This is a genomic window from Stenotrophomonas rhizophila, from assembly GCF_007667275.1.
Taxonomy (GTDB): Bacteria; Pseudomonadota; Gammaproteobacteria; order Xanthomonadales; family Xanthomonadaceae; genus Stenotrophomonas; species Stenotrophomonas maltophilia_AE.
Window position 1 is genome coordinate 43,411 of the sequence record NZ_VDQT01000001.1, and the last position, 25,793, is coordinate 69,203.

26 protein-coding genes are annotated in these 25,793 nt (G+C 68.9%); 15 read left to right on the forward strand and 11 right to left on the reverse strand.

The features are described from left to right. Positions 1-113: 113 nt before the first annotated feature. Positions 114-881, forward strand: a complete 768-nt coding sequence (locus FSZ13_RS00205) for a SapC family protein (RefSeq protein ID WP_145477440.1) — start codon at positions 114-116, stop codon at positions 879-881. A 54-nt stretch (positions 882-935) separates the two neighbouring features. Here FSZ13_RS00205 and FSZ13_RS00210 read toward each other — a convergent pair whose 3' ends face one another. Beyond that, the gene (locus tag FSZ13_RS00210) at positions 936-2,276 is read right to left on the reverse strand and encodes a CpaF family protein (protein ID WP_260844046.1); all 1,341 of its coding nucleotides are present in this window, start codon (positions 2,274-2,276) and stop codon (positions 936-938) included. 485 nt (positions 2,277-2,761) lie between these two features. Here FSZ13_RS00210 and FSZ13_RS00215 point away from each other — a divergent pair, with 485 nt between their 5' ends. Continuing rightward, positions 2,762-3,751, forward strand: a complete 990-nt coding sequence (locus tag FSZ13_RS00215; RefSeq protein WP_145477441.1) for an AraC family transcriptional regulator — start codon at positions 2,762-2,764, stop codon at positions 3,749-3,751. Between the two features lie 641 nt (positions 3,752-4,392). Here the strand turns inward: FSZ13_RS00215 and FSZ13_RS00220 are convergent. Together FSZ13_RS00220 and FSZ13_RS00225 are read right to left on the reverse strand one after the other, a co-directional pair. Then, positions 4,393-5,256, reverse strand: coding sequence for an acid phosphatase (locus FSZ13_RS00220; protein WP_145477442.1), 864 nt, complete (start codon positions 5,254-5,256; stop codon positions 4,393-4,395). Positions 5,257-5,294: 38 nt separating this feature from the next. Then, complete coding sequence (locus tag FSZ13_RS00225; protein WP_186308804.1) at positions 5,295-6,875, reverse strand: sensor histidine kinase; 1,581 nt, start codon at positions 6,873-6,875, stop codon at positions 5,295-5,297. A gap of 266 nt (positions 6,876-7,141) precedes the next feature. Here FSZ13_RS00225 and FSZ13_RS00230 point away from each other — a divergent pair, with 266 nt between their 5' ends. From FSZ13_RS00230 to FSZ13_RS00240, 3 genes are all read left to right on the forward strand, one after another. Beyond that, positions 7,142-8,101: a helix-turn-helix domain-containing protein gene (locus FSZ13_RS00230; RefSeq protein ID WP_186308805.1), complete on the forward strand. Its 960-nt coding sequence runs from the start codon at positions 7,142-7,144 to the stop codon at positions 8,099-8,101. Positions 8,102-8,251: 150 nt separating this feature from the next. Continuing rightward, positions 8,252-8,899 carry a response regulator transcription factor gene (locus FSZ13_RS00235; RefSeq protein WP_145477445.1) on the forward strand — a complete coding sequence of 216 codons (648 nt, stop codon included), beginning with the start codon at positions 8,252-8,254 and terminating at the stop codon, positions 8,897-8,899. A 120-nt stretch (positions 8,900-9,019) separates the two neighbouring features. Further along, a complete protein-coding gene (locus FSZ13_RS00240; RefSeq protein ID WP_145477446.1) occupies positions 9,020-9,451 on the forward strand; it encodes a response regulator in 432 nt (143 codons plus the stop codon). Here FSZ13_RS00240 and FSZ13_RS00245 read toward each other — a convergent pair. After that, positions 9,448-10,614 (reverse strand): hypothetical protein, encoded by a 1,167-nt coding sequence (locus tag FSZ13_RS00245; protein WP_145477447.1) that lies wholly within the window; start codon positions 10,612-10,614, stop codon positions 9,448-9,450. The two genes, FSZ13_RS00240 and FSZ13_RS00245, sit on opposite strands and share 4 nt — an antisense overlap. A 151-nt stretch (positions 10,615-10,765) precedes the next feature. On the opposite strand from FSZ13_RS00245, the gene FSZ13_RS00250 reads away from it, so the two are divergent. From FSZ13_RS00250 to FSZ13_RS00285, 8 genes are all read left to right on the forward strand, one after another. Further along, entirely contained in the window at positions 10,766-11,194 is a 429-nt protein-coding gene (locus tag FSZ13_RS00250; protein WP_260844048.1) for a hypothetical protein, read from the forward strand. Positions 11,195-11,198: 4 nt separating this feature from the next. Further along, entirely contained in the window at positions 11,199-11,714 is a 516-nt protein-coding gene (locus tag FSZ13_RS00255) for a YidH family protein (protein WP_145477448.1), read from the forward strand. Positions 11,715-11,724: 10 nt separating this feature from the next. After that, complete coding sequence (locus FSZ13_RS00260) at positions 11,725-12,648, forward strand: formylglycine-generating enzyme family protein (protein WP_145477449.1); 924 nt, start codon at positions 11,725-11,727, stop codon at positions 12,646-12,648. 33 nt (positions 12,649-12,681) lie between these two features. After that, positions 12,682-13,665, forward strand: a complete 984-nt coding sequence (locus FSZ13_RS00265; RefSeq protein WP_145477450.1) for a SphA family protein — start codon at positions 12,682-12,684, stop codon at positions 13,663-13,665. A gap of 38 nt (positions 13,666-13,703) precedes the next feature. Next, the gene (locus FSZ13_RS00270) at positions 13,704-14,525 is read left to right on the forward strand and encodes a DUF2092 domain-containing protein (protein ID WP_145477451.1); all 822 of its coding nucleotides are present in this window, start codon (positions 13,704-13,706) and stop codon (positions 14,523-14,525) included. Between the two features lies 1 nt (position 14,526). After that, positions 14,527-15,087 (forward strand): hypothetical protein, encoded by a 561-nt coding sequence (locus tag FSZ13_RS18655; RefSeq protein WP_260844049.1) that lies wholly within the window; start codon positions 14,527-14,529, stop codon positions 15,085-15,087. Between the two features lie 120 nt (positions 15,088-15,207). After that, on the forward strand, positions 15,208-15,756 hold the full coding sequence (locus FSZ13_RS00280; RefSeq protein ID WP_145477452.1) for a DUF4136 domain-containing protein: 549 nt from the start codon (positions 15,208-15,210) through the stop codon (positions 15,754-15,756). Between the two features lie 111 nt (positions 15,757-15,867). Beyond that, positions 15,868-18,138 (forward strand): patatin-like phospholipase family protein, encoded by a 2,271-nt coding sequence (locus FSZ13_RS00285; RefSeq protein WP_260844050.1) that lies wholly within the window; start codon positions 15,868-15,870, stop codon positions 18,136-18,138. Positions 18,139-18,167: 29 nt separating this feature from the next. Here the strand turns inward: FSZ13_RS00285 and FSZ13_RS00290 are convergent, their stop codons facing one another. After that, entirely contained in the window at positions 18,168-18,344 is a 177-nt protein-coding gene (locus FSZ13_RS00290) for a protein BatD (protein ID WP_145477453.1), read from the reverse strand. Positions 18,345-18,360: 16 nt separating this feature from the next. After that, positions 18,361-18,495 carry a hypothetical protein gene (locus FSZ13_RS18660; RefSeq protein WP_260844051.1) on the reverse strand — a complete coding sequence of 45 codons (135 nt, stop codon included), beginning with the start codon at positions 18,493-18,495 and terminating at the stop codon, positions 18,361-18,363. A gap of 143 nt (positions 18,496-18,638) precedes the next feature. On the opposite strand from FSZ13_RS18660, the gene FSZ13_RS18525 reads away from it, so the two are divergent. Further along, the gene (locus FSZ13_RS18525; protein WP_222116603.1) at positions 18,639-18,797 is read left to right on the forward strand and encodes a hypothetical protein; all 159 of its coding nucleotides are present in this window, start codon (positions 18,639-18,641) and stop codon (positions 18,795-18,797) included. Positions 18,798-18,979: 182 nt separating this feature from the next. On the opposite strand, the gene FSZ13_RS00300 is transcribed toward FSZ13_RS18525, so the two are convergent. The 4 genes from FSZ13_RS00300 to FSZ13_RS00315 form a co-directional block, all read right to left on the reverse strand. Beyond that, positions 18,980-19,780: a DUF2092 domain-containing protein gene (locus FSZ13_RS00300; RefSeq protein WP_186308806.1), complete on the reverse strand. Its 801-nt coding sequence runs from the start codon at positions 19,778-19,780 to the stop codon at positions 18,980-18,982. Positions 19,781-19,891: 111 nt separating this feature from the next. Next, positions 19,892-21,781 (reverse strand): DUF885 domain-containing protein, encoded by a 1,890-nt coding sequence (locus FSZ13_RS00305; protein ID WP_186308807.1) that lies wholly within the window; start codon positions 21,779-21,781, stop codon positions 19,892-19,894. 49 nt (positions 21,782-21,830) lie between these two features. Continuing rightward, on the reverse strand, positions 21,831-22,670 hold the full coding sequence (locus FSZ13_RS00310; RefSeq protein WP_145477456.1) for a class I SAM-dependent methyltransferase: 840 nt from the start codon (positions 22,668-22,670) through the stop codon (positions 21,831-21,833). Between the two features lie 81 nt (positions 22,671-22,751). Further along, complete coding sequence (locus FSZ13_RS00315; protein WP_145477457.1) at positions 22,752-23,687, reverse strand: LysR family transcriptional regulator; 936 nt, start codon at positions 23,685-23,687, stop codon at positions 22,752-22,754. A 95-nt stretch (positions 23,688-23,782) separates the two neighbouring features. On the opposite strand from FSZ13_RS00315, the gene FSZ13_RS00320 reads away from it, so the two are divergent. Then, entirely contained in the window at positions 23,783-24,976 is a 1,194-nt protein-coding gene (locus FSZ13_RS00320) for an MFS transporter (protein WP_222116578.1), read from the forward strand. Positions 24,977-24,978: 2 nt separating this feature from the next. On the opposite strand, the gene FSZ13_RS00325 is transcribed toward FSZ13_RS00320, so the two are convergent. Beyond that, a complete protein-coding gene (locus FSZ13_RS00325) occupies positions 24,979-25,638 on the reverse strand; it encodes a response regulator (RefSeq protein ID WP_145477459.1) in 660 nt (219 codons plus the stop codon). Positions 25,639-25,793 lie beyond the last annotated feature (155 nt).

Sequence of the window (25,793 nt, forward strand, 5' to 3'; positions counted from 1 at the left end):
TCGTCGCTTTCGGCATGGCAGGCAATCGTCAAACAGCCACGCTATAGTGATCGATCAATGCGGTGCCCGCTTTCGCGCCCGGGCTGTCTGGCGCGTCGTACCTGATCAAATCCATGACTGCTGAAACGACTACTCCGCCGGACGCCCCGGCCCAGGCTTCCGGTCCGCTGTTCTACCGCCAGCCGCTGCCGCTGCAATCGGACAAGCACGCCAACTGGCGCCTGCGCCCGGGTTCGCTGGCGTTCGCCGCCGAAACCAATGCCATCCCGGCGGTGATCGGTGAATTCGGCATGGCCGCGCAGCATTTCCCGATCCTGTTCACCGGCAACGATGCGACCCCGATTGTGGCCGTGGGCCTGGCCCGCAACAACCTGTTCGTGACCGACGGCAAGTGGGCCGACAACACCTACGCGCCGGCCTACCTGCGTCGCTACCCGTTCGTGTTCATGCAGTCCGAGGAAGACGGCAACTTCCTGCTGGCGCTGGACGCTGATTCCGAACAGGTCAACCAGGGCGTGAGCGACGAAGGCGAGCCGCTGTTCGTCGACGGCAAGGCCACCGAACTGGTCGACAATGCGATGAAGTTCTGCGCCGATTTCACCCGCGAACACGAGCAGACCCGCCAGTTCAGCGCCGCGCTGAAGGCACAGGACCTGCTGGTCGAGCGCAGCATCGACGTCACCCTGAACAGTGGCGAGAAGATGTCGGTCAACGGTTTCCAGGTGGTCGACGTGGAGAAGTTCGAAAAGCTTCCCGACGACATCATCGTGGCCTGGCACCGCAATGGCTGGCTGGCTTCGATCCACCACCACCTGAGCTCGCTGGCGCGCTTCAACGCGCTGGTGCAGCGCCAGAGCGAGCAGGTTGCCGCAGCCGCCTGATCCGGCTGGCGTGCGTGGGGTAGACCCCTGGCGCCGGGCATTGCCCGGCGCTTTTCATTTGTCCGGCGCTGGCGCCGGCTGCGGGTGCCGTTCGAACCCCACCAGCTTGCAGGACTGCGGTGCGGCGTCGAGGCCGACCCAGCCGTCGCATGCGTTGCCATCGCCGTCGAGCCTCCGCTGGTGGCCGAACAGTTCCTGCGTGCAGATCGCGCCGTCGCCGACCCCGGTGATTTCGGTGATCGAGGCCAGTACCCGGCGGCCATCGTCCAGCCGCACCACGTGCACGATGAAATCGATGGCGCTGGCGACCTGGCGGCGCAGGCTGTCCTCGCTGCCGGTGACGCCCGCCAGCACCGCCAGCCGGGCGATGCGGTACAGCGCGTCGCGCGGGGAGCTGGCCTGCAGGGTGGCCATCGAACCGTCCTGGCCGCGGTTGATCGCCTGCAGCAGGTCCCATGTCTCGGCGCCGCAGAGCTCGCCGACCACCACCCGGTCCGGACGCATGCGCAGGCAGTTGCGCAGTAGCTCGGGGATGCCTACCGCATTTTCGCCGTCGGGACCGCCACTGCGGGTGGCCAGGCGCACCACGCATGGGTGATCGAGCGAGAGTTCGACGCTGTCTTCCAGGGTCACCACGCGCTCGCCGGGCGGCACGCAGCCCACCAGCGCGTTGAGCAGCGAGGTGCGGCCCGAGCCGACGCTGCCGGTCACCAGGATGTTGCAGCGTGCCGCGACCATCGCCTGCAGCAATCCCTGCATGGCGCCATCCAGGCTGCCCCTGCGGTGAAGATCGCCGAGGGTGAACGGATGCCGGCGGAAGCGGCGGATCGACACCACCGGTCCGTCCACCGCCAGTGGCGGAATGATCGCGTTGAGGCGGCCGCCGTTGGGCAGGCGGATGTCCACCATCGGATGGGTCTCGTCGAGGCGATGGCCGAGCGGGGCCAGCATGCGGCGAAGGATGCGCAGCAGGTGCGACTCGTCGCTGAAACGCTCGCGCACCTGTACCCGCCGGCCGCCCTGGGACACCTGGATGTCGTTGCAGCCATTGACCAGGATGTCGTCGATGCCCGGGTCATGAAGCAGGTCGTCAAGCGGGCCGAAGCCGATCAGCTCCTTCACCAGGGCGTCGGCCAGGATCTGCAGCTGCGCCTCGTCCAGCGCTATCGCCCAAGCCTGCAGGAACTGCCCGGTCTGCGCGCGCACGTAACGCGCCACCGTGTCCGGCGCCCACGCCTCGATGTCGATGCGTTGGTCTTCGATGGCCAGCAGCAGGTGCTCGAGCGCGGCGACCAGCACGTTCTGGTACGCGTCGCTGTGCGCGAACGGAAGTTGCGGGTCGGCAGGCACGACCGCGTCCACCTCGCGCGGGGCATGAGGGGCGAGCGGTCTCATGGTGCCGTCCATCGTCGCAAACAGCCACGCACGGCCGTGCGGGCGGTGCGGCACCGTTTCGGTTGCAGCACGTCCATCACCTTGCCCCCTGTTGTGCAGTCCGGCGCCCACCACGTTCCGGCGTCGCCGCTGCGGATTATCTTCAGGTCGTCCTGGCAGTCTCGATGCACAAAATCGGCAAACCCGCCAGCGTTATCGACCTGCGTATTTTTTGCCAAAAACCGGGACGTGCCGGAATCTGTAAAACAAGCTGTTTTCGCCCCGGTTTACAGCGCGGGAGGATTATCCGCGGACACGCGGAATTGACGCGGCGTACACATGGTCGTGACGAAACTTGGATAATGCGCCGCGGGATGGGATGGGCAATCCGCAGCGCGACACCGGGCGGCACCACGTCATCGCGGCATCGCTCGATCTGGAAGGAACGTGTTTCCGCGGCACTGCGGTGCGGCAGCGGGTACGATTCACAACGGGGGTCCACTGTCATGGCCGATGGTGTGGTGGACGAAGCGGGAGCAGCTGCGCTGCGGCCATTCGATCTGGCAACGCTGGGTGGAATGTTGCGTGTGTGCGAGCTGGAGGTGGTGCTGCTGGACGGCAATGGGCCGCACGCATCGATCCAGTCGCAGGTGCATGACGAGTCCCTGTTCTGCAGCGCGACGTGCGGGTTCCAGTTCCGCGGGCGCTTCATGCTGCCGCAGGACTGGTGCCTGCTTGGCTACATCCACGAGACCGATCCCGCGCAGAGCTGGTGCCACGGCGTGCCGCTGGTCGCTGGCACGGTACTGACCGTGTTGCCCGAGGGCGTCAGCGAATTCGCGTTGAGCGCCGGCACGCGGCTGAGCCTGCTGCTCACGCCGTTGCGCCGGCTGGAGCGCAAGCTGGCCGAGCTCACCCTGCGCAACACCCTGCCGTCCGGCCAGGCCTTGTCGCTGTTCCGTGCCGACGCCGGTGATGGCGCGTCGGCGGTGGCGCAGCGGCATGCACAGTGGCCCGGGTGGTTGGGGGAGGACGTCGGCGGATTTCCCGCGGACGCGGTCGAGTCGGTGCTGCACGCGCATGTGCAGGCCCTGCTGGGCGTGGACGGTGCGGAGCGGGTGGCCAGTTCGCGCGCGCGCCGCGCGCACTACCTGATCGCCCAGCGTGTCGAGCAGTTCATGCGCCAGAACCTGCGCCGCTACATCTACATGCACGAGATCTGCGATGCGGCCGGGGTCAGCGAGCGCGCGTTGCGCTACGCCTTTGAAGACCTGTTCGGCACCTCGCCCAACCGCTACCTGTCGATGCTGCGCCTGTGCGCGGCCTGCCGCGGGCTGTCCGTGGCCGACGCCACCCGCAAGTCGGTCAAGGCGGTCGCGTTGAGCTGCGGCCTGTGGGACCTGTCGCGATTTGCGGACAACTATCGTCGTGTGTTCGGCGAGCTGCCCCGCGACACCTTGATGCGCGCGCCCACCTCGATCAGCGGTTCCTCCTGACGGCACGATTCCGGCAATTGCCGGAATCGTGCATGGCGCTGCCGGTTTCCGGCCCTTTCTTGCCGTAATGCGCGAACGCCCTGCCGGAATGCGGCGTGCGCGCGCGCCGCGCCGCGGTGTAATGAACCCACTGGCCGACCGACCTGGATTCAGCATCCGCGTCGCCGGCGCCACGGGGGCATGCGCTGATGGACCGCATCACGGCACCAGAGCAGTTCGAAGACAAGGGGACGCGGACCCCTGCCGCAGCGCCGGCGGTCCGCGCCGATGCCGATGTCGCCGGTGCAGCGACCGCGGCGCAGCAGGCGCTGTCGTCGGGCCCGACCGGTGGGCTGGCCGGCTTCGGGCCCGACGTGGCCGCACGGGTCGCACCCCCGTCCAATCAACGATTCCGCCGCGGGATCGCGCGGAATCCCCACCGTTTGACCTGGCTCGCTGTCAACCGCGGGATGTCTCCCCCGTCATCGCTCAGGGGGCAGCGAGCCAGGCCATTCCCATTCTTCGCAGGGTGCCTGTGCGCACCACGCTGTCCCGGTCGGCCCGGGACCCCGGTTTGACCCGGCTCGTCGCCACGCGCGATGTCTCCCCCGTCATTGGGTATGACGACGAGTCGGGCCATCACTCCTTCCTGGTGCCGTGCTTCATTCCACGCCGGGAATCCTGACCGCCAGTGCGGTGGCTTCGGCCGCGCAGTCCTGCGCTTCCACGCCGTTGCCACGCAGCGCGTCGATCTCGGCGCGCGCGGCCGCCATGTCGGCACTGAACTGCGGGTTGGCATGCAGCACCGCCACGGCGCCGGCCGCCACCGCGCGACCCTGCAGCACGTCGCTCTGCCAGTGCGCGTTGCAGATCAGCCGGTTCTCGCCGAACGCGCGGCCGCGGGCCAGCACGGCGTCGGCCCGGGCCGGACTGAGTTCGCTCAGCAGCAGCGCCCACGCCCAGCCGATGGCGGTGTGCCCGGACGGGTAGGAACCGTCCGTGCGCAGCGCCGCCTCGTCGGCCGGGAAGCAGGTTTTTTCCTTATAGAACACGAACGGACGCACGCGGTTGTAGTGGTCTTTCGCGGCGTAGGTGGCGAGGCCCGCATCGACCATGCTCCGCTGCAGCAGCAGGTACAGCCGCGGGCTGTCCTGCTGGCTGATCGGTACCCCGAGCGCGCAGGCGAAGGTGCTGGCGGCGTGCGGGAAGCGAAGGTCGGCATCGCGGCTGGCCAGCGCGTAACGCGGACCGGCCTTGAGCTTCTGCGAGGCGCGGCTGACCGCCTGGTCGCGGGCAAAGGCAGGCGTTCCCCTGGCAGGCGGCGCGGGCAGCAGGGCCAGGCTGTCGGGCAGGGCCTTGCCCAGGTAGCCGGCCGGCACGCCCGGCCGAAGTTCCGGTACCGGCGGCGCTGCCGCAGGCATCGGGCTGGGCAGTACGGCGGGCGCAGGGCTGGTCAAGGGGCCACTGGCGCAGCCGGCGAGCAGGGCGGCCAGAGCAACGGCGGGGAGGGTACGGCGTGCACGCATGCGATGCTCCTTGCAGTGGGGGCGCGTCGTTGTCGCGCTCAGCGTTCGCGCTGTGCGACCTCGCGCAGGGGGAAACGGACCTCGATCCGCGCGCCGCCCAGCGGGCTGGTGTCTACATGCAGGGTGCCGCCCAGCAGCCGCGCGCGCTCCTCCATGCTGATCAGGCCCAATCCCGGCGAGCGCCGCTGGTGGCCTGGCGGCATGCCGATGCCATCGTCGTCCACGCGCAGCACCAACTGCGTGCCGCGCACGCAGACCAGCACGTCGGCGATACCGGCCCGCGCGTGCTTGTCGACGTTGTTGACGGCCTCCTGGACGATCCGGAACAGGCTCAGTTCCTGTTCGTCGTCCAGCCGCGGCGCGTCCTCGATGCTGCAGCGCAGGCGCAACCGGCCGCGCGCGTTGCGCTTGATGCAGAACGCATCCAGCGCGCTGGCCAGGCCGGTGAAGCGCAGGATGCTGGGATGCAGTTCGTGCGAGATGGCGCGGATGTCGTTGGACACGGCCAGCAGCTGGTCCTGCAGTTCGACCACGCTGGAGCGCTCCTCAAGCGGAATATGGCTGCGCAGCGTGCTCAGCCGGATCGAGATCGCCGCCAGCGACTGGTTGACGTCGTCGTGCAGGTCGCGCGCGATGCGGGTGCGCTCTTCTTCCTGCACCACCAGCATGCGCCCGGTGACTTCGCCCAGGCGCGCATAGGCGCGTTGCAGTTTGATCCGGCTGGACAGTTTCTGTTCCGACAGTGCGCCCAGGAACAGCAGCGCGAAGCCGGTGCACAGTGTCCAGGCCTGCCCGGTGAGCAGGTTGCGTTCGGTCGACCAGAATCCGAACGGCCCCAGTCCTTCCACGCCCAGCTGCATGCCCAGTACCGCCACCGCCAGCATGGTCACCGAGGCGCCGGCGATACCGAACACGATCAGCGCCCAGACCAGCAGCGGGATCGGTGCCAGGGTGAGCAGCGGCGTCACCACGCCGTCCTGCCAGTCCACCGTCCACAGCACCACCAGCAGGCCGAACAGCATAAGCGCCAGTGCCACCGACTCCCAGCGCCAGCCATGGCGGCGTTCGGGCATGTCGATGATGCGGGCCACGTTGACCAGCGCCGGTACCAGCACCAGGTAGCTCACCGCGCTGGTGAGCGCCAGCTCGCGCATCGCGGCAACAGTGAGGATGCCGCCGCGCCCGCCCTGCGCGAGCGTGTACCACCATGCACTGCACAGCGGCAGCAGCACGCAGGCCAGCAGCAGGAACAGGGTCAGGTCACGATAGTCTTCCAACGCTGCGCGATCGCCACGCCAGCGCAGCAGCAGCCATGCCACCCCGCCCACCATGGCGAATTCGGCAAGGCTGGCCAGCACCCGGGACAGTGAGGCCATCGGCACCAGCGGCAATGACAGCACGGTGCCGATGCACGCGGCCAGCACGCAGGTACGCCATTGGTTGCGGGGGGTGACCAGCAGGAACCCGAGCAGCAGCGGACCTGGAATCCAGATCACGTGCAGGTGCAGCTCGTCCGGGAGCAGCGTGGGCAGCCACTGGCCCAGCAGGCAGCCGACGAGGACGGGTAACGCCAGTGTTAAGAGCGTGCGAGCATCGAGTGCAGAATATGTGAATCGCACCGGGCGCGGCGGCACGAACCTCCTGTTTTGCCCGTCCGGCGCCTCTACGGCGACCTGATCTGCTTGGCTGCTGGCCTGCACTCTGCACCTCGGGGAGATGGGCCGGACCGCAACGTCGATCCCTGCGCCATACGTGGTACGAACATCCAGTTTGAGGCTTGCCGCCGTGTCACTTCCGCCCCACAATCGGCCCGATCTAAACAGGTTGCCGCAACGCACGCTATCCAAAATCCGACGCGACGGGGGAGCTGGCGATGGAAGAACCGATGTCACCCTACAGCCGATTCGTGGTCGACGGCTTCGATGCCGACGCACTGCTCGGGGTTGTACGTGATACCCGCTTTGAACAGCGGCTGCTGGCGTCCGGACATTTCCGCGCCTGTGTGCAGCGGCTGGTGTTTCCGGAGTTCAGCCTGGACAGCGGCGCCTACACGCTGCCGATCTTTGCCAGCGGCAGCTTCAGCCAGGGCATGGTCGCGCTGGCCCTGGCGGTGACCTGCGAACAGCCGATGTGGGCGAACGGGCGCTGGATTGCCCAAGGCCAGGTGATGGTGTTCGCCGAGGACAGCGAGCTCAATGTCCGGCCCAGCCCCGGCGGTTGGCAGTGGGCGGTCATGCTGATTCCACGCGAGGTGCTGCAGCGCGAATCGGTGCGTCGGCTCGGCCGTGAGCTGCGCCTGCCGCGCACCGGCTGGTACAGCCGGGCCGCGGCACCGCGCGATGCGCGCAACCTGCGCGAGGGCGTGTTCGCCGTGCTGCAGGAAGCTGCCGAGTCGCAGGGCGTGGTCCTTCCGGACCAGCTCAGGGAACAGGCCCACACCCTGCTCGGGGTCTTCATCGACGCGGTCGGGGCGGCAGACGGCGGGCCGGAGCGGCGTGGCCTGGGAAGCGGTACCGAACGCCGCCGCGACGCGATCGTGCGCCAGGCCGAGGCGTACCTGAAGTCGCAGCTGGAGAGCCCGTATGACAGTCGCGCGCTGTCGCGTTACCTGGGCGTGGGCGAGCGGCAGCTGGAGCGCCTGTTCCGCGATGCCTACGGCCATGGGCCCTGTCACTGGCACCAGCTGGCGCGGCTGAATCTTGCGCGGAGTGCGCTGCGTCATGCGAAGGGGCGGGGAGGGGTCACGGAAATTGCGACTCGTTACGGCTTCGCGCACCTGGGGCGCTTTTCCGTGATGTACCGCGATGTATTTGGCGAAAGCCCGCGGGATACGCTGCGTACCTGAACAGGTTTGCATGGACGTCACAGAATGGTTTGCCGTCACGATGTCGTCACGGTGCGGCTGTAAGTGTCGATCCGTTGCGCGGGAGTGGTCGCAGAGCCGCCCCGTTCAACCTCAATCAGGGGACGATTGACAGCCAAGGGAGACGAGCTCATGCAGGTTTCGTATTCGACGGCGGAGTGCCGATATCGCCGGGTAGTGCTGGCAGACGACCACCGCGTGGTCGCGCAGGGCATAGAACATCTCCTGGAAGACCGGTTCGATTCGATCGAGCTGGTGTCTTCCGGGGAGGAACTGGTGGAAGCGGTCCGCCGCGATCCGCCGGACGTGGTGGTAGCCGATATCAGCATGCCCGGCCTGACCGGCATCCAGGCACTGCGGCGGATGCGCGAGGAAGGCTACGAGATGCCGGTGGTGTTCCTCACCATGCACGATGAATCCAGCGTCGCCGCCGAAGCGATCCGGGCCGGCGCGCGTGGCTACGTGCTCAAGAGCGCCGCCGGCGAGGAACTGGTGCGGGCGCTGGCCGGCGTGATGGGCGGGCATACCTACGTGACCCCGACCCTGGCGATGGATGCCATCACCAGCGCCGGTCGCCAGCAGTACGTGCTGACCGACAAGCAGCTGCGCATCCTGGAATATGTTGCGAGGGGCCTGCGCTCCAAGCAGATCGCCTACGAACTGGGCGTGTCGGTGCGGACCATCGAATCGCACAAGTACGCGATCATGCAGGAGCTGGGCGTGCATGGCACCCTGGAACTTGTCCGCAAGGCCGAGCACGAGGGATTGATCCGGCACTGAGCCGGTCCCCGTCCACGCGCGCGGGCAAGTAGATTTACTTGCCCGCCGCCCGTTGTTTTTCCCTTGTTTCCGCCATGCCTGCGGCACACCATCGCTGTGTGCCTTGACCTGGCGGAAACCATGAATGCTGTGCGCGTGCTGCTGGCCGAAGACGGTTCCGCCATGGGACGCCAGCTGCGCGGGCTGCTGGCCGAGCAGTTCCAGGTGATCGGCCTGGTGCAGGACGGCGCCTCGCTGGTCAAGGCGGCGCAGAGCATGTTGCCTGACGTGGTGGTGACCGACATCGCCATGCCGGAGGTCAACGGCCTGGAAGCGGCAAGGCGCCTGCGCCGGGAGCGGCCGGTGCTCGGGGTGGTGTTCATCACCGTGCATGCCGAGCCGCAGATGGTGGCCCAGGCGATGGCGCTCGGCGCCTGCAGCTACGTGCTCAAGTCCGACGCGGGAGACGACCTGGCGCCTGCGGTCCTGGCCGCGTCGCGGGGCGAGCCGTTCGTGTCGCGTTCGTTGTCCTCCGCCCTGTTGTCGTCAGGCACGCAGCAGCGCGCCCGCTAGAGCAGGATGCCGAACAGCTTGGCGACCAGCTCGTCCACCGACATCGCCAGCAGCACCAGCGGACACAACGGCAGCGCCGCGTGCAGGGCGATCCAGAGCAGCACCCAGCGGTCGACCGGCACGATCGCCATCCTTGCCACGCCCTGGTAGACGGCATTGAAGTCGGCCAGCGCGGACGGGTCGCCGTGGTCGAGCAGTGAATCGGCCGGGCGCGTCGGCGCGCGCAGCGGATGCCAGCGCGCATCGAAGGTGGCGGCCATGCGCGAGGCGAGGGCGTCGAAGCGGAACAGGGCATGGCGTTTGGCCCGCACCATCGGTGGGGCCAGAAGGAACAGTGGCGCGACAAGGACAAACGTGGCGCCGACCACGTAGCCACCCAGCAGGTGGCGCAGGTCATGCAGGGTGGCGCCGAGATAGGTGATCTGGTTCAGGCACGCACCGGCCACCAGTATCCCGCCGACCAGTGCGAGCACCGCGAAGCGTTCCTGGGCGCGCCCAAGGAAGCCCAGCCCGCCGGCGCCGTCCGGATGCTGCGGGCGGAGCGTCAGCCCGACCCTGGGCAGGCGCCACAGCAGCCCCATCCAGAGCAGGAAGCGCCACCACCACAACAGCAGTACCAGCCGGTAGAGCGGCAGCGACACCCATTCGTACCAGTGGCCGGCCGCACTCAACGCATTGCCATCCATGCGCCAGTCGACAACGCCCGGCAGCAGCGTGACCGGTGCCTCGCCGATCAGCGCGGGCAGCCAGGCCAGTACCACGCACACCGCCTCCGGCAGCCAGCCGTCGCGACCGCGGCGGACGCTTGCCAGCAACGCCTCCAGCCGTGGCAGGCGCCTCTCCGTTACCACCGCGGGGTGCGAGAGCTGACGGAAGGCATTGTGCAGCAGCGCGTCCGCGCGCGGCGCAGCGACCACCAGCAGCGGCAGGGCCAACAGCAGGCGTGCCAGTGATGCGTAATCGCCCGACAGGGGCATGCCGGACGCGCGGGGCAGAAGCCAGCCGCTGCCCGCGCACAGCAGCAGCAGCGGCAGCAGCGCCACCGCCAGCAACGCCAGTGCCAGCCACCACGACAGGTGCCGGCTGCGGCGCGTGGCGCCGGTCGCGTCCAGCAGGCGGTGCACCAGGCCACCGCGCATCAACGAATAGCCATGCCGGACCATGCAGGTGCCCCGTTTGCGTCCACCGCGAGGATAGCGCCGCCTGCGCCCGCGGGCGGCGCAGTAAAAATACTGGTGGCGATGCAGTACTTATCTGGGTTGTGCGCCTGCGGACGCGCGTACAAGCTGGATCCCTGTCGCATGGAATCCGGCAATGCTGCTCCTGGTGATCGACTTCCTGACCCGGTTCTGGACCGACATGATCCATCGCGCCGACGGTCCGATGACCTTCCGCTTTTTCCTGCAGCCCACCATGGCGTTGATCACCGCGCTGATCGACGGTATCCGCGACGCAAGGTCCGGGCGCACCCCGTACGCGTGGCGGATCGCGCACAGCGAGCCGGTGGCACGCAGGGCGGCGTGGCGCGAAGGCGTGACCGCCACTGCGCGGATCCTGCTGCTGGGCGTGGCGATGGACGTGATCTACCAGGTCCGCACCCTGGGTGGTTTCAGGTATCCGGCCGAAGCGTTCGTGATCGCCGTGGTGCTGGGATTCATCCCGTATCTGCTGCTGCGCGGGCCGATCGACCGCATCGCCAGCCGCTGGCTCAAGCGTCATCCCACCCCGCCGGAGCACAAGTAGACCGATGAACGATTCCGCTTCCGACGACGAACTGCTTCGCAACCGCGCACGCGGCATCGCCCACGCCAGGGAGCTGCTGGGAGGCGCCGACGAAGCATCGATCGAGCTGTCATCGCGCCGCACCGGCATGTCCTTCCAGCGCACCCGCATGAGTGCGGACCGCACGTTGATGTCCATCATCCGCACGGCGCTGTCGCTGATCGGGTTCGGCTTCACCATCTACCAGTTCTTCGGCCACATGGTGGAAACGGCACAGGGCGGGCTGCGTCCGCACGCGCCGCGCAACTTCGGCGTGGCCCTGGTCGCGCTGGGGTTGGTGCTGCTCACCCTTGGGATTGTTTACCACCTGCGCTACATGAAGGAGCTGCGCGCCGAGCGCGCGCTGATGACCGAGCAGGGACTGATCCACGGACAGAGCCACTACCCCGTGTCGCTGACCCTGATCACCGCCGGCCTGCTGTGGGGCCTGGGCGTGCTGGCGATCGTCAGCATGACCTTCAATGTCGCCCCATTTGGCTGAGGACCTGTGCATGAGCGTGATTGCGGACACCATGATCGACCTCGAAGGCGGGCTCTTCCTGATGGGGTCCAATGACCACTATCCGGAGGAGCGCCCGGCGCACAAGGTGCGGGTGGGGCCGTTCCGGATCGACCGCTACCCGGTCACCAACCGCGAATTCTCCCGCTTCGTGCGCGACACCGGCTACGTGACCGCCGCCGAACGCCCGGCCGATCCGCGCGATTACCCGGGCGCCGATCCGGCGCTGCTGGTGCCCTCGTCGGTGGTGTTCGTGCAACCGTCGCGCCCGGTCGACATGTCCAACACCCACAACTGGTGGCAGTACGTGGCCGGTGCCGACTGGCGCCACCCGCGCGGACCCTTCACCCACCTGCAGGGCATGGACGACCACCCGGTGGTCCACGTCAACTTCGCCGACGCGTTGGCGTACGCGCAGTGGATCGGCAAGGACCTCCCGACCGAGGCCGAGTGGGAGTTCGCCGCCCGCGGCGGCACGCAGGAGACCGAATTCGCGTGGGGCAACAGCCTGACCGTGCGCGGCCGCCACCAGGCCAATACCTGGCAGGGCGACTTCCCGTGGCAGAGCCTGGACGAGGACGGGTTCCGCTGGACCTCCCCGGTGGGCAGTTTCCCGCCCAACGGCCATGGCCTGTACGACATGATCGGCAACGTCTGGGAGTGGACCAGCGACTGGTACCAGCAGCACGACCAGCTGCAGGGCAAGCCCTGCTGTGCGATCGACAACCCGCGTGGCGGGGTGCGCGAGCGCAGCCATGACCGGCACGACCGCAGCGCGATCCCGCGACGGGTCATGAAAGGCGGCTCGCACCTGTGCGCGCCGAACTACTGCCGGCGTTACCGCCCAGCGGCACGCATGGCGCAACCCATCGATACCTCGACCTGCCACGTGGGGTTCCGCTGCGTGGAACGTTGAGCTTCCTTTTCCTGCTGCAACGAGGTGATTGCCATGCCCATCACGACGCCCGCCCACTACCGCCGCAACTGCGTTGCCTGCGCGGTGCTGCTCGGGACACTGGCGCTGGTGGCGGCGCTGCCGGCGCATGCAGTGGAGGGCGGCCTGGGCCGTTCCATCACCGGGATGCAGATCACCTCCTACGTGGGCGTGATTCCCCCTGAGCCCGGCATGCAGTGGTCGCTCAGCTACGTGCACTACGACGGCAAGATCAGCGGCAGCCGTGCAGCCCCCATCGCCGGCCAGGTGTCGCTGGGGCTGGAGGCGGACGTCAGCCTGACCGCCGCCACCGGCGTCTACGTGTGGCCGACCGGCCCGGGCAAATGGAACTTCGCGTCGATGCTGACCGTGCCGTACATCGACGCGGACATCACCGCCGGCCTGCAGGGTCCGCTGGGCAACCAGGTGCGCACCCAGGACAGCACCTCCAACCTGTTCGACGTGTACTTCGCGCCGGTCATCGCCGGGTACCACATCGACCAGGTCCAGCATGTGTCCTTCGGGCTGTATGTGTATGCGCCGACCGCCCGGTACACCCCGGGCAAGCTGGCCAACCCGGGCCTCAATGTGTGGACGGTATCGCCGGCGGTGGGCTACACCCACCTGTTCCAGAAGGGCACGCTGGAATTCAGCGTGCTCGGCGGCATGGACTGGTACAGCCGCAATGACGACACCGATTACAAAAACGGCCTGGTGCTGCGCGCCGACGCGCTGCTGGTCAAGCGCACGCCGAGCGGGTGGGGGTTCGGCGCAGCCGGCGGCTGGCTGCAGCAGGTGCAGGACGACGATGGCGATATCGCCGACCGCCTGGATGGCTTCAAGGGCCGTTCGTTTGGGTTGGGGCCGGTCATCTCCTACGGAAAGAAGTGGTCTGGCGGCGAGCACCTGGACGTGTCCTTCCGCTACCTGAGTGAACTCAGCGTACGCAACCGCTTCGAGGGCGATCCCTGGAGCGTCACCCTGAGCGCCGGTTTCTGAACTGGCTTCTGGCCCTTCGCATTCCTGGAGACTGGTCCATGCCAACCCCTGCAACGACACTTGGCTACGCTGCCTGCCTGCTGCTGGCCGGGGTGGGCGCCACTGCATTTCCGGTGTCCGCCGCGCCACCGGCGCCGGCGGCCGCGGCGACCGCAACCGGGCAGGACCGCGATCCGCAGGCGCTGGCCGCGCTGGACCGCATGGGCGCCGCGCTGCGAGCGCTGGACCATTTCTCGCTGGTGTCCGACGCCAGTACCGAGGTGGTGCTGGAGGATGGGCAGAAGATCGAGCTGGACGGCGTGGTGACCTACAAGGTCAAACGCCCGGACCAGCTGTTCCTGGAACTGCGCAGCGACCGCCAGTTGCGCCAGCTGATCTACGACGGCAACCGCCTGACGCTGTACTCGCCGCGATTGAAGTACTACGCACAGGTGGAGGACGTGGGCGCCACCCTCGGCGAACTGGTGGAAGCGGCCGCCAACCGCTACGGGATCGAGATGCCGCTGGCGGACATGTTCCTCTGGGGCACCGACAAGGCACCCAAGACTGCCATCCGCGGCGCGCTGCACGTGGGTGGCGGCACCCTCGACGGGGAGGCGATCGAACAGTACGCCTTCAAGCAGGACGGGGTGGACTGGCAGGTCTGGATCTCCAGCGCGACCTCGCTGCCGAAGAAGCTGGTGATCAATTCGCTGGACGACCCCGCACAGCCGCAGTACCGCGCGCGCCTGCGCTGGGACACCAGGGCGCCGGTACCTGCCTCGGCCTTCCAGTTCACTCCGGCGGCGGATGTCGCCCGGATCAAGCTGGTGCCGGTGGAAGTTGCCGCCGTGGTACCCGACGCAGACCCGGAGAACTGACATGCGCATGCTGGCAGCAGATCATCGAACCCTCCTGCGCGCCTGCGCGGGCAGCCTGCTGGTGGTGCTGGCGCTGGGCAATACGCTGGCCCATGCACAGCATGGGCATCGCGGTGGGGGCGGCGCGGCACGCGCCGGTGCCCACGCCAACATCAATCGCCCGGTGCAGCGACCGCAGGGCGGTGCGGTCAACCGGGGCGGCGGAAACCACGCGCGTGGCGGTGACATCAACCGCAACGCCGACCGCAACATCAATCGCAATGTCGACCGCAACGTCAACCGCAATGTGAATCGCAACGTGAACGTCGACGTGGACTACCACGACCACCACGACGACCACTGGAACAGCTGGGACGACCATCCCTTCGCCACGGCCGCGGCGGTGACCGCCGGGGTGGCCGTGACCTCGGCGGTAATCGGGTCCATCGTCAATTCGATCCCGCCCAGCTGCGTGACCACGGTGATCAACGGCATGGCCTACCAGCAGTGCGGCAACACCTGGTACGAGCCGCGCTACAGCGGTACCACCGTGCAGTACGTGGTGATCAACGCGCCGCGCTGAGCGGCGGCGGACCGGTAGTTTTGCCTGCTCGGCCTGCGTAGTTATGCGGATTACCCGGCAGTGCGTGCGCAGTACGCTGTGTGCAACGTGACGTTCCCATTCGAATCTGGAGCCCGTGCCATGAAAGCCTTCGCGATTGCGGTCCTCGCCACCCTGCTGGTGGCCTGCGCCTCCACGCCCACCGTCCATACCGATTTCGATCCCGGCGCGAACTTCGCCTCGTTCAAGACCTACAGCTGGGCGATGAAGCCGCAGGGCGGTTCGCCGCTGGTGCAGCAGCGGATCGTCGACGGCATCGACGCCCGCCTGGCCGCGCGCGGCTGGACCCAGGCCGCCAACGGCGACGTGGCGATCGCCGCGCATATCGTGACCACCCAGCGCCAGACACTGGACACCTTCTACACCGGCAGCAACATGGGCGGCTGGGGCTGGCGCGGTGGCGGCTGGGGCGGTGGCATGGGCATGGGCTCGGCCACGACCACGGTGCGTACCTATGACGTCGGCACGCTGGTGGTGGACATGTTCGATGCGCGCAGCAAGCAGGCGGTCTGGCGCGGCACGGCCGGTGGCACGGTGCCGACCTCGCCGGAACGCGTCAACGCGGCGGTGGAAGCCGGGCTGGACAAGCTGTTCGCCAACTTCCCGCCGGGTTCAGCGCCGGCGCGCTGAGCCAGCGCGGCATCGGTTTCACCGCGTGGCGTCGTGCCAGGGCCCATCCCTCCCACTGGCACGGCGTCGCGCACTTTCTCCGTTCACGACCCGTCCCGACGAGGTGCCCCCGTGACGAGCCGCGCAGCTCCCGCCGCTTCCACGCTGCTGCTGGCCCTTCTTGGCGCGGCAGCGCCGGCCTGGAGCCAGCAGGCTCCGGCCGTGAACATGCCCATCGGCGGCAGCTGCGGCCACCGCGAACCGGGCGACACCCGGCCGCGGATCGGGCTGGCGCTGGGCGGCGGGGGCGCGCGCGGCATCGCCCACGTGCGCATCCTGCGCAAGCTGGAAGCGCTGCGGATCCCGGTGGACTGCATTGCCGGCACCAGCGCGGGCGCCCTGGTGGGGGCGCTGTATGCGTCCGGCAAGAGCCCGGCGCAGATCGAGCAGGTGGTGCTGGACACGCAATGGATGGCGATGTTCAGCGATACGCTGCCGCGCCGCGAGCGCTCGCTGCAGCGAAAGGCAGACGACTACGAACAGCTGGCGCCGATCGGCATCGGACTGGGCGGGCAGGGCAAGCGCATCCAGTTGTCTGGAGGCGTGTCGCAGGGCGAGCGGCTGATCGCGTTGTTCGAGACCGCTACCGGCGGCAGCCGGGTCAGCGGCGATTTCGATGATCTCTCCGTTCCGTTCCGCGCCGTCGCCACTGACCTCAACACGGGCCAGGCGGTGGTTCTTGGCCATGGCAGCCTGCCGATGGCGATGCGCGCCAGCATGTCGCTGCCGGGCATCTTCCGCCCGGTGGCGATCGACGGCCGGGTCCTGCTCGATGGCGGCGTCTCCAACCAGGTGCCGATCGACGTGGTGCGTGCGATGGGTGCCGAGCGGGTGATCGCGGTGGATGTCGGCACGCCCCTGAGCGAGCTGGATCGTGACGCCAGCCTGGTCGACGTGATCAGCCAGCTCAGTGGCTTCCTGACCACCCGCAACGCACAGCGCCAGCTGGACACGCTGGGCGCGCAGGACCTGCTGATCGCGCCGGAACTGACCGGCAAGGTGGCCACCGGCGAGTTCGACAAGGCCCCCGAAGCGCTGGAGATCGGGCAACAGGCCGCCGACCGCGCCGCGCCGGCTCTGCGCGCGTTCTCGCAACCGGAGCCGGCCTGGCAGCGCTGGTATGCGACCCGCGCGCAGCGAGCCGCCAGTACCGAGCCGGCGCCGATCGCGTTCGTGGAAGTGCGCAACCACACCGGCTACGCCGACCAGCTGCTGCTGTCCTACCTGCCGGTGGAGATCGGCAGGCCGCTGGACAGCCGGGCGATGCAGGACGGCGTACTGCGCGCCTACGGGATGGATACCCTGGCCAGCATCAGTTACGAGGAAATCCGTCGCGGCGACCAGGTCGGCGTGGTGATCACCGCGTACGAGAAACCGAATGGTCCGGCCTACCTGGAGGCCGGTGTCAGGCTCAGCAACGACCTGGACGGCAACCATGAAAGCAATCTGCGCGCCGGCCTGCTGTTTGCGCCGCTGTCGCCGTATGGCGCCGAGGCGCGGGTGACCCTGCAGATAGGCAGCGAGCCGGCCCTGCAGGGCAGTTACTACCATCCCTTCGATGTCGGCAACCGGTATGCCTTCGCCGCCGCGGGCGGCTACGAGACACGCAGCTTCAACGTGTTCGACGCGGACGGCAACAAGACCTCGCGCTACCGCGTGCAGCGTGCGGGCGCGAGCGTGGCGATGGTCCGCAACGTGTCCAACGTGCTCTCGCTGCGCGTCGGCGTGGAGCGGTTCGCTGGCAGGGCCAGCATGGACATCGGCTCGCCGCGGGTCCCGCGCACCGATTTCGACGAAGGCGCGCTGACCGCCAGCGCCGCCTACGACAACATCGACAGCGTGTACTTCCCCCGCGACGGTTTCCTGGTCAGGCTGGGGACCTACCAGTCGCGCGAGAGCCTGGGTGCCGACAGCCGCTTCGGCCAGATCGACCTGGACGCAGTGGGGGCCTTCCCGTTCGGCAGCAGCGCGCTGCAGCTGGGACTGCGCTACCACGTGACCGCGTCCGGCACCGCCCCGGTGCAGAGCCTGTACCGCCTGGGCGGACGCTGGCGGCTGGCCGGCTTCCAGCACAACCAGCTGACCGGGCAGGACTATGCGCTGGGGTTTGCCGGCTACACCTATGAGCTGGGGAAGGTGCTGGGCCGGTCGGCGCAGGTGGGCGGCACCGTGGAATACGGCAATGCCTGGCAGCGTCGTTCGGACATGTCGCTGAGCGACGGCATCTGGAACGGCAGCCTGTTCCTCGGCTTCGATTCCTGGATCGGGCCGTTGATCTTCGGCCTGGGCATGCGCGAAGGCGGCCACCGCGTGGTCTTCATCGAGCTCGGCCAAGCCTTGTGACGCCGGCGGTTGGCCGGCGCCACGCAGGGTTACAGCACCTGCGCCAGGATCACCGCCAGCGCGCCGACCCAGCAGACGAGGACGAACCATGCCAGCACCGCGTTGGCGCTGATGCCGCGCTTGCGCACGAACAGGCTGACCACCAGCGCGGCCAGCAGCGGCACCAGGAACAGGCACAGGATCCAGAACCAGGGGTGGGTGATCATCGCAGCCGCGCGCCGCTCATCGCGGCGCGTCCACGACGATGTACTGCACGGTGGTGCCGACATAACGCGGCTGGTACCAGCCATTGCTGCACTGCTGGTAGCCGATGCCGTCGATCACCACCGTGCTGCAGTCCACCGGCAGGCTGTACACCACCGAGCCGATCGCCGCAGCGGTGAGCGCGGCCCCGGCGGTGAAAGCGGCTGCATCCCAGAACGGATGGTCCCAGTAGGGCGGCGGCGGGGGCGGCGGCGGGGGATACGGATGGGGTCCCGGACCGGGACCGGGTCCGGGATGTGGACCGGGGCCGGGGCCAGGGCCAGGATGCGGACCAGGACCAGGACCAGGACCAGGACCAGGACCAGGACCAGGGCCAGGGCCAGGGCCGGGATGCGGTCCAGGCCCAGGACCCGGATGTGGACCCGGGCCGGGACCAGGACCGGGATGCGGGGTGAAGCCGCCGCCGCCGTGGAAGCCGCCACCGCCACCGAAACCGCCGTGACCGGCAATCGAGGGATGGGCGAAGCCACGCAGGCCGGGCCGGGCCTCGGCAGAGGCCGGCAGCAGCATCGCGGACGTGCCGGCGCACAGCAGGGCGGTCAGCAGCGCGGTGCGCATCGAGCTGGGCAGGGTCATTTCAGCGGCCTCCAGTGGCTGTGTCATCGGCGGCCACGGCCACCGGCACGAACACGATGCGGGTGGCGCCGTCGGGGCGGAACACCAGGTCGTTGGCGGCCACCGCGCTGCGTGTGTTCCAGTCCAACGTCGCCAGGTAGCTGGGCAGTGCCGGGTCGGCGTGGCTGGTGATGAGCAGTTGCAGCGGCAGCCGGGTGGTGTCGGAGATCCACACCTGCCAGTCCACGCCGGGCTGGCGGAACGCGTAGTGGCGGGTGGGCTGGTTGTCGATGCGGTCGGTGCCGACGAACAGCGCCGAGTCGATGCGCTCGGTCGGGAACCCCGGGGTACCCCACAGGAACAGGTCGGCCAGCGGGAATTCGATGCCCAGCTGGGTCGCCGAATCGTTGAGCAGGGCCTGGATGCTGCGGTCCAGGTTCTCCACCCGCGCGTAGTACTTCTGTTCGGGCGAGGCGATGGTCAGCGTATGCCCGTCATAGAACAGCTGGCGGTGCTGGTGCTCACTGCGGACTTCCACGAAGAAGCGGTCCGGCCCGATCACCTTGTAGTCCACCGTACCGGCCAGGGCCACTTTCTGCCCGTCCTCGAGCACATAGTCGGTGCGGGTATTGGCCGACAGGGCGAACTGCGGCAGCGCGCGCAGGGCCTTGCCCATGCGCTCGAGCGCGGCGATCGCATCCGGGTCGCGGGTGGCCGCGCCGACGGTGTCGCTGGCGGTGGGTGGCGCGGCAGTGGCGGTGGACACGACCCAGGGCGGCGCCAGCAACAACGCCAGCAGCAGGCAGGAACGGGAAAGGCGCATGGTGCTCTCCGGCGGGTGACGGCCTGCGGCGCAGGCCATGCCCCACTGTGCGCACGCGGTTTCGCGCCGACAACCGGAGTTTCACCGAGCCGCCCTAGGTATTTCTACCGGTCAGGGCGCGCGCTGCGGCGGGCTCCCACCCGCGGCGATCCAGGCATCCACCGCCTGCTCGACCACGGTCATCGGCATGGCGCCGTTGCCCAGGATCAGATCGTGGAAGGCGCGGATGTCGAAGCGTTCGCCAAGCTGCGTGCGGGCCTTTTCGCGCAGGGCGAGAAGGCGCAGCTGGCCCATCTTGTACGACGACGCCTGGCCGGGTTGGACCAGGTAGCGGTTGACCTCGATCCGCACGTCCGAAGCCTGCATGCCGGTTTTTTCCTCCATGTAGGCGATGGCCTGTTCCGGCGTCCAGCGCTTGCGGTGCAGGCCGGTGTCCACCACCAACCGCACCGAGCGGAACATCTCGGCCTGCAGGCGGCCGATGTCGCCGGCCGGATCGTCCTTGTATATGCCGGCTTCGGCCATCAGCTGTTCGGCATACAGCGCCCAGCCTTCGGAGAAGGCGCTGGGGTTGAGGCTGCGCCGCAGCAGCGGCAGGTCGGTCAGGGTCTGCCCGATCGAGATCTGGAAATGGTGGCCGGGCGAGCCCTCGTGGTAGGTGAGGGTGGGAAGGCTCCAGCGGGTGTTGGACGCCATGTCGCCCAGGTTGATGTAGAACGTGCCGGGGCGCGATCCGTCCAGCGCCGGCGGATAGTAGTAACCGCCCGGCGAGGTCGCCTGCATGTGCGCCGGCACCGGCTGCACCACCAGCTTCTGCGGTGGCAGGTGGCCGAAGTACGTCGGCAGCAGCGGGTCGAGAGCGCGCAGGCGCTGCTCGATGTCGCCGATCAGCTGCTGGCGGCCAGCCTCGCTGTCGGCGTAGCGGTAGCGTGGGTCCTCGCGCAGTGTGCGGATGCGCGCGGCCACCGTGCCCTCGCGCAGGCCCAGCTCACGCAGCCGTGCGTCCATGCTTTTCTCAAGGCGCGCCACTTCGCCCAGGCCGATCTGGTGGATGGCGTCGGCGCCCAGGTCGGTACTGGTGTACCAGCGCAGCGCGGCATCGTAGTAGGCATCGCCGTGCGGCAGCGCCCACATGCCCTTGTTGCCGGGGTGGGTCGCCCGCAGCGCCACTACGCGGTCCAGCAGGCGCTGGTAACCGGGATTGACCGAGTCGCGTACGGCAGTGGTGGCCTGTTCAACCAGCGCGGTGCGGTCGGTGGCGGGCAGGTCGGACAGTTTGTCGAGCCTGCGCTGCAACGCGGCCACCCACAGGCTGTCGCCGGGAGCAGGGGCCAACAGGGTCCGGAACTGGGTTTCCGCGCCGGCCAGCGCCACCTCGGGTGGCACCACGCCCTGCGCGGCCTGCATGTCCAGGTTGGCGCGGACCTGGTCGAGCTTGCCGCCCATGGCCTGCAGGCGCGCGATGTAGCGGCGCGCGCTGGCCACGTCGGTCACCGGCACCTGGTTGTCGAAGAACTGCGGCAGGTTCACCGGCAGGCTGAACAGCTGGTCCACCGCATAGGTGCTGCCGCCGACCGGCAGCCACGCGGCCGACCACGGCACCGCCATCAGGTCGATCTGGGCCTGGTAGAACCAGCGCGCCAGCCCATCGCTGAGCTGTTGCTGCGGGTCCAGCGGTGCACCGTTCCAGGCCTTGATCGCGGCCAGGTTGTCGGCCAGCAGGCGGCGGTTGACCTCGCGCTGGGCCAGCGACACATCGGTGAGGCGGCTGGCGCTTTCTTCGGCACCGGGACCGCCGATCCCGAGCAGGGTGCGCAGCTCGGGGTCGGCGTTGATCGCGGCCAGGGTCTGCGCGTCGAGCAGGGCGTTGAAGGTCTGCGCCTGCGGCGTGGCGGCGGCGCGCGGCGGTGCCTGGGCAGCGGCCGGCGCAGGATGCAGCGCGGAGGCGATGGCGAAGCAGAGCAGGGTGGCGACAGCTACGGCGGGCGTGGACGAAGGCACGGGACGGACTCCGATGGCGGGCAGCTGGAACGGAGGCTACAGGATTCGTTTACCCGGCGCGTATCGACCAGCAGGCGGCATTGAAGACAACCTCGCTGCCGTGCACGAACGGTGCGAACGCGTCCACGACCGCGTGCAGGATGCGCGTGCGCGCCGCAGGCTCCAGGTCGTTGGCACGCAGCGCCTGGCCGACCGGGCCGAGCAGCGAAACGTAGGTCGGCAGCTCGTCCGCCGCCATGCGGCATTCCATGTCCAGCGCGGTGATCTCGATGCCGTTCCAGCCGCTGCCTTCGAGGATGCTCCGCACCTTTTCCGGATCGGCGAATGCGAACTGCCCGGGACCTCCTTCGGCACGCGCCGGCAGCCGCAGCAGGGGCGCGGCGGCACGCTCGGCGGTGGTCATGAACGGATTGTCGCCCGGGTCGCGCCATGCGATTGCGTGCAGGCTGCCACCGCTGCGCAGCGCGCCGCGCAGCTGGGCGAACGCCTGCACCGGGTCGTCGAAGAACATCACCCCGAAGCGCGACACGATGCGGTCCAGGCTGGCCGGGGCGAAGACCTGCTGCGCGGCATCGGCCACGGTGAAGTCGATGGCCTTCCCGGCGCCGCGGGCGCGCTCGCGGGCCACGGCAATCATCGGTGCGGAGATATCCACGCCGCTGCAGCGCCCGGCAGGACCGAGCCGCTCGGCGATGGCCAGGCACAGTGCGCCGGTGCCGCAGCCCACGTCCAGGACATGTGCATCGGGGCTGGCTGCGATGGGGTCGGCCAGGACAGGAACGAAGCCGGCGAACAGACCGTCCAGCAGCGCTTGCGCCTGCACCCAGGCATCGCCTGCCGGACCGTTCCACAGCGCGCGCTGGGTGGGGGGAGCAGCGGTATCGGTCATCGGGTGCGGTCCATGTTTCGAAGATGGCGATACTGTGCCACCTCAACCGCGATTGAGGTCAAGCCGCTCCGATGCGCCCGGTCAGCCCAGCGATCGCATGCCATGCGTGTGCGGCAGGCTGGCCTTCATCGTGTCGATGAAGGCGCGCAGCCGCGACGGGATCTGGCGTGCGGACGGGAACACCAGGTGCACCGGCAGCGGTGGCGCTTCCCAGCCGGGCACCAGCTGCAGCAGGCGTCCCTCGCGCAGGTCATCGGTCACCAGCCATGACGACACCACCGCGGCGCCGAGGCCGGAGAGCGCGGCACGCCGCACCACGAACAGGTTGTCGGTGAGCAGGCGCGGCTGGATGTCCACCCGCAGTGCCGGACCGCCGGTGGCCGGCAACAGGCTGAAACGTTCGCGGTAGAACGTGGTCAGCGCGATCCACGGCAGCCGTGGCAGCAGCGCGGCGTCGTGCGGATCCGCCGCGCCCACCAGCGCGGGGGCGGCGATGACGATGCGCGGCACCTCCGCCAGTGGCACCGCCACCAGCTGTGGCTGGTCCACGCCGCCAACCCGGATCGCGCAGTCGACGCCATCGGCGATGAAATCCACCGGGCTGTCCTCCAGCATCCATTCCAGCGTCACCTGCGGGTAGCGCGCAAGGAACTGCAGCATCGGTTCCAGCAGCTGGGCCTGGCCGAACGCATGCGGCACCACCACGCGCAGTCGGCCACGCGGCACTTCGCGTTCACCGCGCAGGTCGGCCTGGATCGCATCCCACTCGTCGACCAGCGCCCGCGCGTGCGCGTAGCAGCGCTCGCCGTCCGCGGTGAGGGTCATGCGGTGGGTGGAGCGCTGGATCAGGTGCAGGCCGAACAACCGTTCCAGCGCCTGCAGGCGGCGGCTGACCGTGGGCTGGGTGGTGCCCAGCTGCGCGGCCGCGGCCGACAGGCTGCCGCTTTCCACGATGCGGACGAAGGTATGCAGCAGGTCGATCCGGTCCGCGCCGACGACCGGGGAGGCGATGGCCATGCAACCTTCGTATGATGGATATGTACTCAAGCCTACTACACGCCTGCTGTTCCAAGCACGATCCTTGCACCACTTACTGTTTCATGGAGTGGATCATGTCCAGCGTGCATATAGGGGCCCTGGTGCCCGAACGAACCGGCGTCCCGTCGCGGTTGATCGTGGCGCTGGCGGCTGGCGCCGGCTTTTCGGTCGCGTCGATCTATTACAGCCAGCCGATGCTGGGGGTGATCGCCGCTGGCCTGGGCAGCGATGCGCAGGCCACCGGCATGGTGCCGACCTTGACCCAGCTGGGCTACGCGCTGGGCATCCTGCTGCTGGCGCCGCTGGGCGACCGGGTCGACCGGCGGCGGCTGATCCTGTTCAAGTCCCTGCTGCTGGCCGCGGCGCTGGTGGGCGCGGCCGTGTCCGGCGGCCTGCCGTCGCTGCTGCTGGCCAGCCTGCTGGTCGGGTTGATGGCCACGGTCGCGCAGGACGTGGTGCCGACCGCGGCGATGCTCGCCCCCGAACACCAGCGTGGCGCGGTAGTCGGCAAGGTCATGACCGGCCTGCTGCTGGGCATCCTGCTCTCGCGGGTGGCCAGTGGGCTGGTGGCGCAGGCGCTGGGCTGGCGGGCGATGTTCGGGTTCGCGGCGGCATCGGTGGTGGTGATGGCGCTGGCCTTGGCGCGCGAACTGCCGCACCTGGCCCCGACCACCTCGCTGGGGTACCCGGCGCTGCTGCGTTCACTGGGGCACCTGTGGCGCGGGCAACCGCAGCTGCGCCGCGCGATGCTCGCGCAGGGACTGCTGGCGGTGGGCTTCAGTGCGTTCTGGTCGACCCTGGCGGTGATGCTGCACAGCCGCTACCAGCTGGGCAGTGCGGTGGCCGGTGCGTTCGGCATCGCCGGCGCGGCCGGTGCGCTGGCCGCGCCGCTGGCCGGGCGCTGGGCCGACCGGCTGGGCAGCCATGCGGTGGCGCGCATCGCCATCCTGATCGCACTGGCCGGCTTCGCGCTGCTGCTGCTGGACCGCTGGCTGCCGCGCGCGGCCGTGCTGCCGCTGCTGGCGATCAGCGCGGTGGTGTTCGATTTCGGTTTCCAGGCCGCGCTGGTCTCGCACCAGACCCTGGTCTACGGCCTGGCGCCGGAAGCGCGCAGCCGGCTCAACGCGCTGCTGTTCACCGGGGTGTTCCTGGGCATGTCCGCCGGGGGCGCCCTCGGCGCGGTGGCGCTGGCGCACTTCGGCTGGAGCGGCGTTGCCGGCCTGGCGGTGGCCACTGCGGCAATGAGCCTGGTGGTACGGCGTCGCTGAGTTCAGCCGGCGGCGTCGGCGGCATCGTCGAGGCTGATGATGCCGCGCTTGAGCGCCAGGGTCACCGCGTGGGTACGGTCTCGGGCGCCCAGCTTTTCCATGATGTTCTTCATGTGCGCTTTGACCGTCTGTTCGGAGATCTGCATGCGCTCGCCGATGCCCTTGTTGGAGCGGCCGCAGGCGACGTGCCCGAGTACCTCGGTTTCGCGCGGCGACAGGCTGTCTTCGACCACGTGCGCGGCGATGCTGGCCGCCAGCGGCGCGGGAATGCCGGCGCGCCTGCCGCTGTGCACGGTGCGGATGGTGTCGACCAGTTCATGCCGCAGCATGTCCTTGAGCAGGTAGCCGCTGGCGCCGGCCTGCAACGCACGCACCGCGCGGACGTCGCCGCGGTAGGTGGTCAGGACGATGATCCGCGCGCGGGGATCGTGCTGGCGGATCCGGGTGATGGCTTCCACCCCGTCCACGCCGGGCAGCTGCAGGTCCATCAGCACCACGTCCGGCTGCAGCGCCAGGTACTGGACCACCGCCGCCTCGCCGTCGGCGGCCTCGCCCAGCAGGCGCATGTCCGGCTGCAGGCCAAGCAGCGCGGCCAGGCCGTCGCGCAGCAGGGGATGGTCGTCTACCACCAGGATGCCGATCGGTGGGGGTGCAGCGGTCATGCAGTTTCTCCGGTAACGCCGGGGATTGTCGCAGGCCGGGAGCGGTCGACGACTCCCCATTCGGGGCAGGCGCGGGGGGCGGGCCTGGGGTAGCGTCGGGTCCGCATCCCCCAAAAGAGGTGTCGTGCCCACCATCCATGGGGGGTAGGGCATTG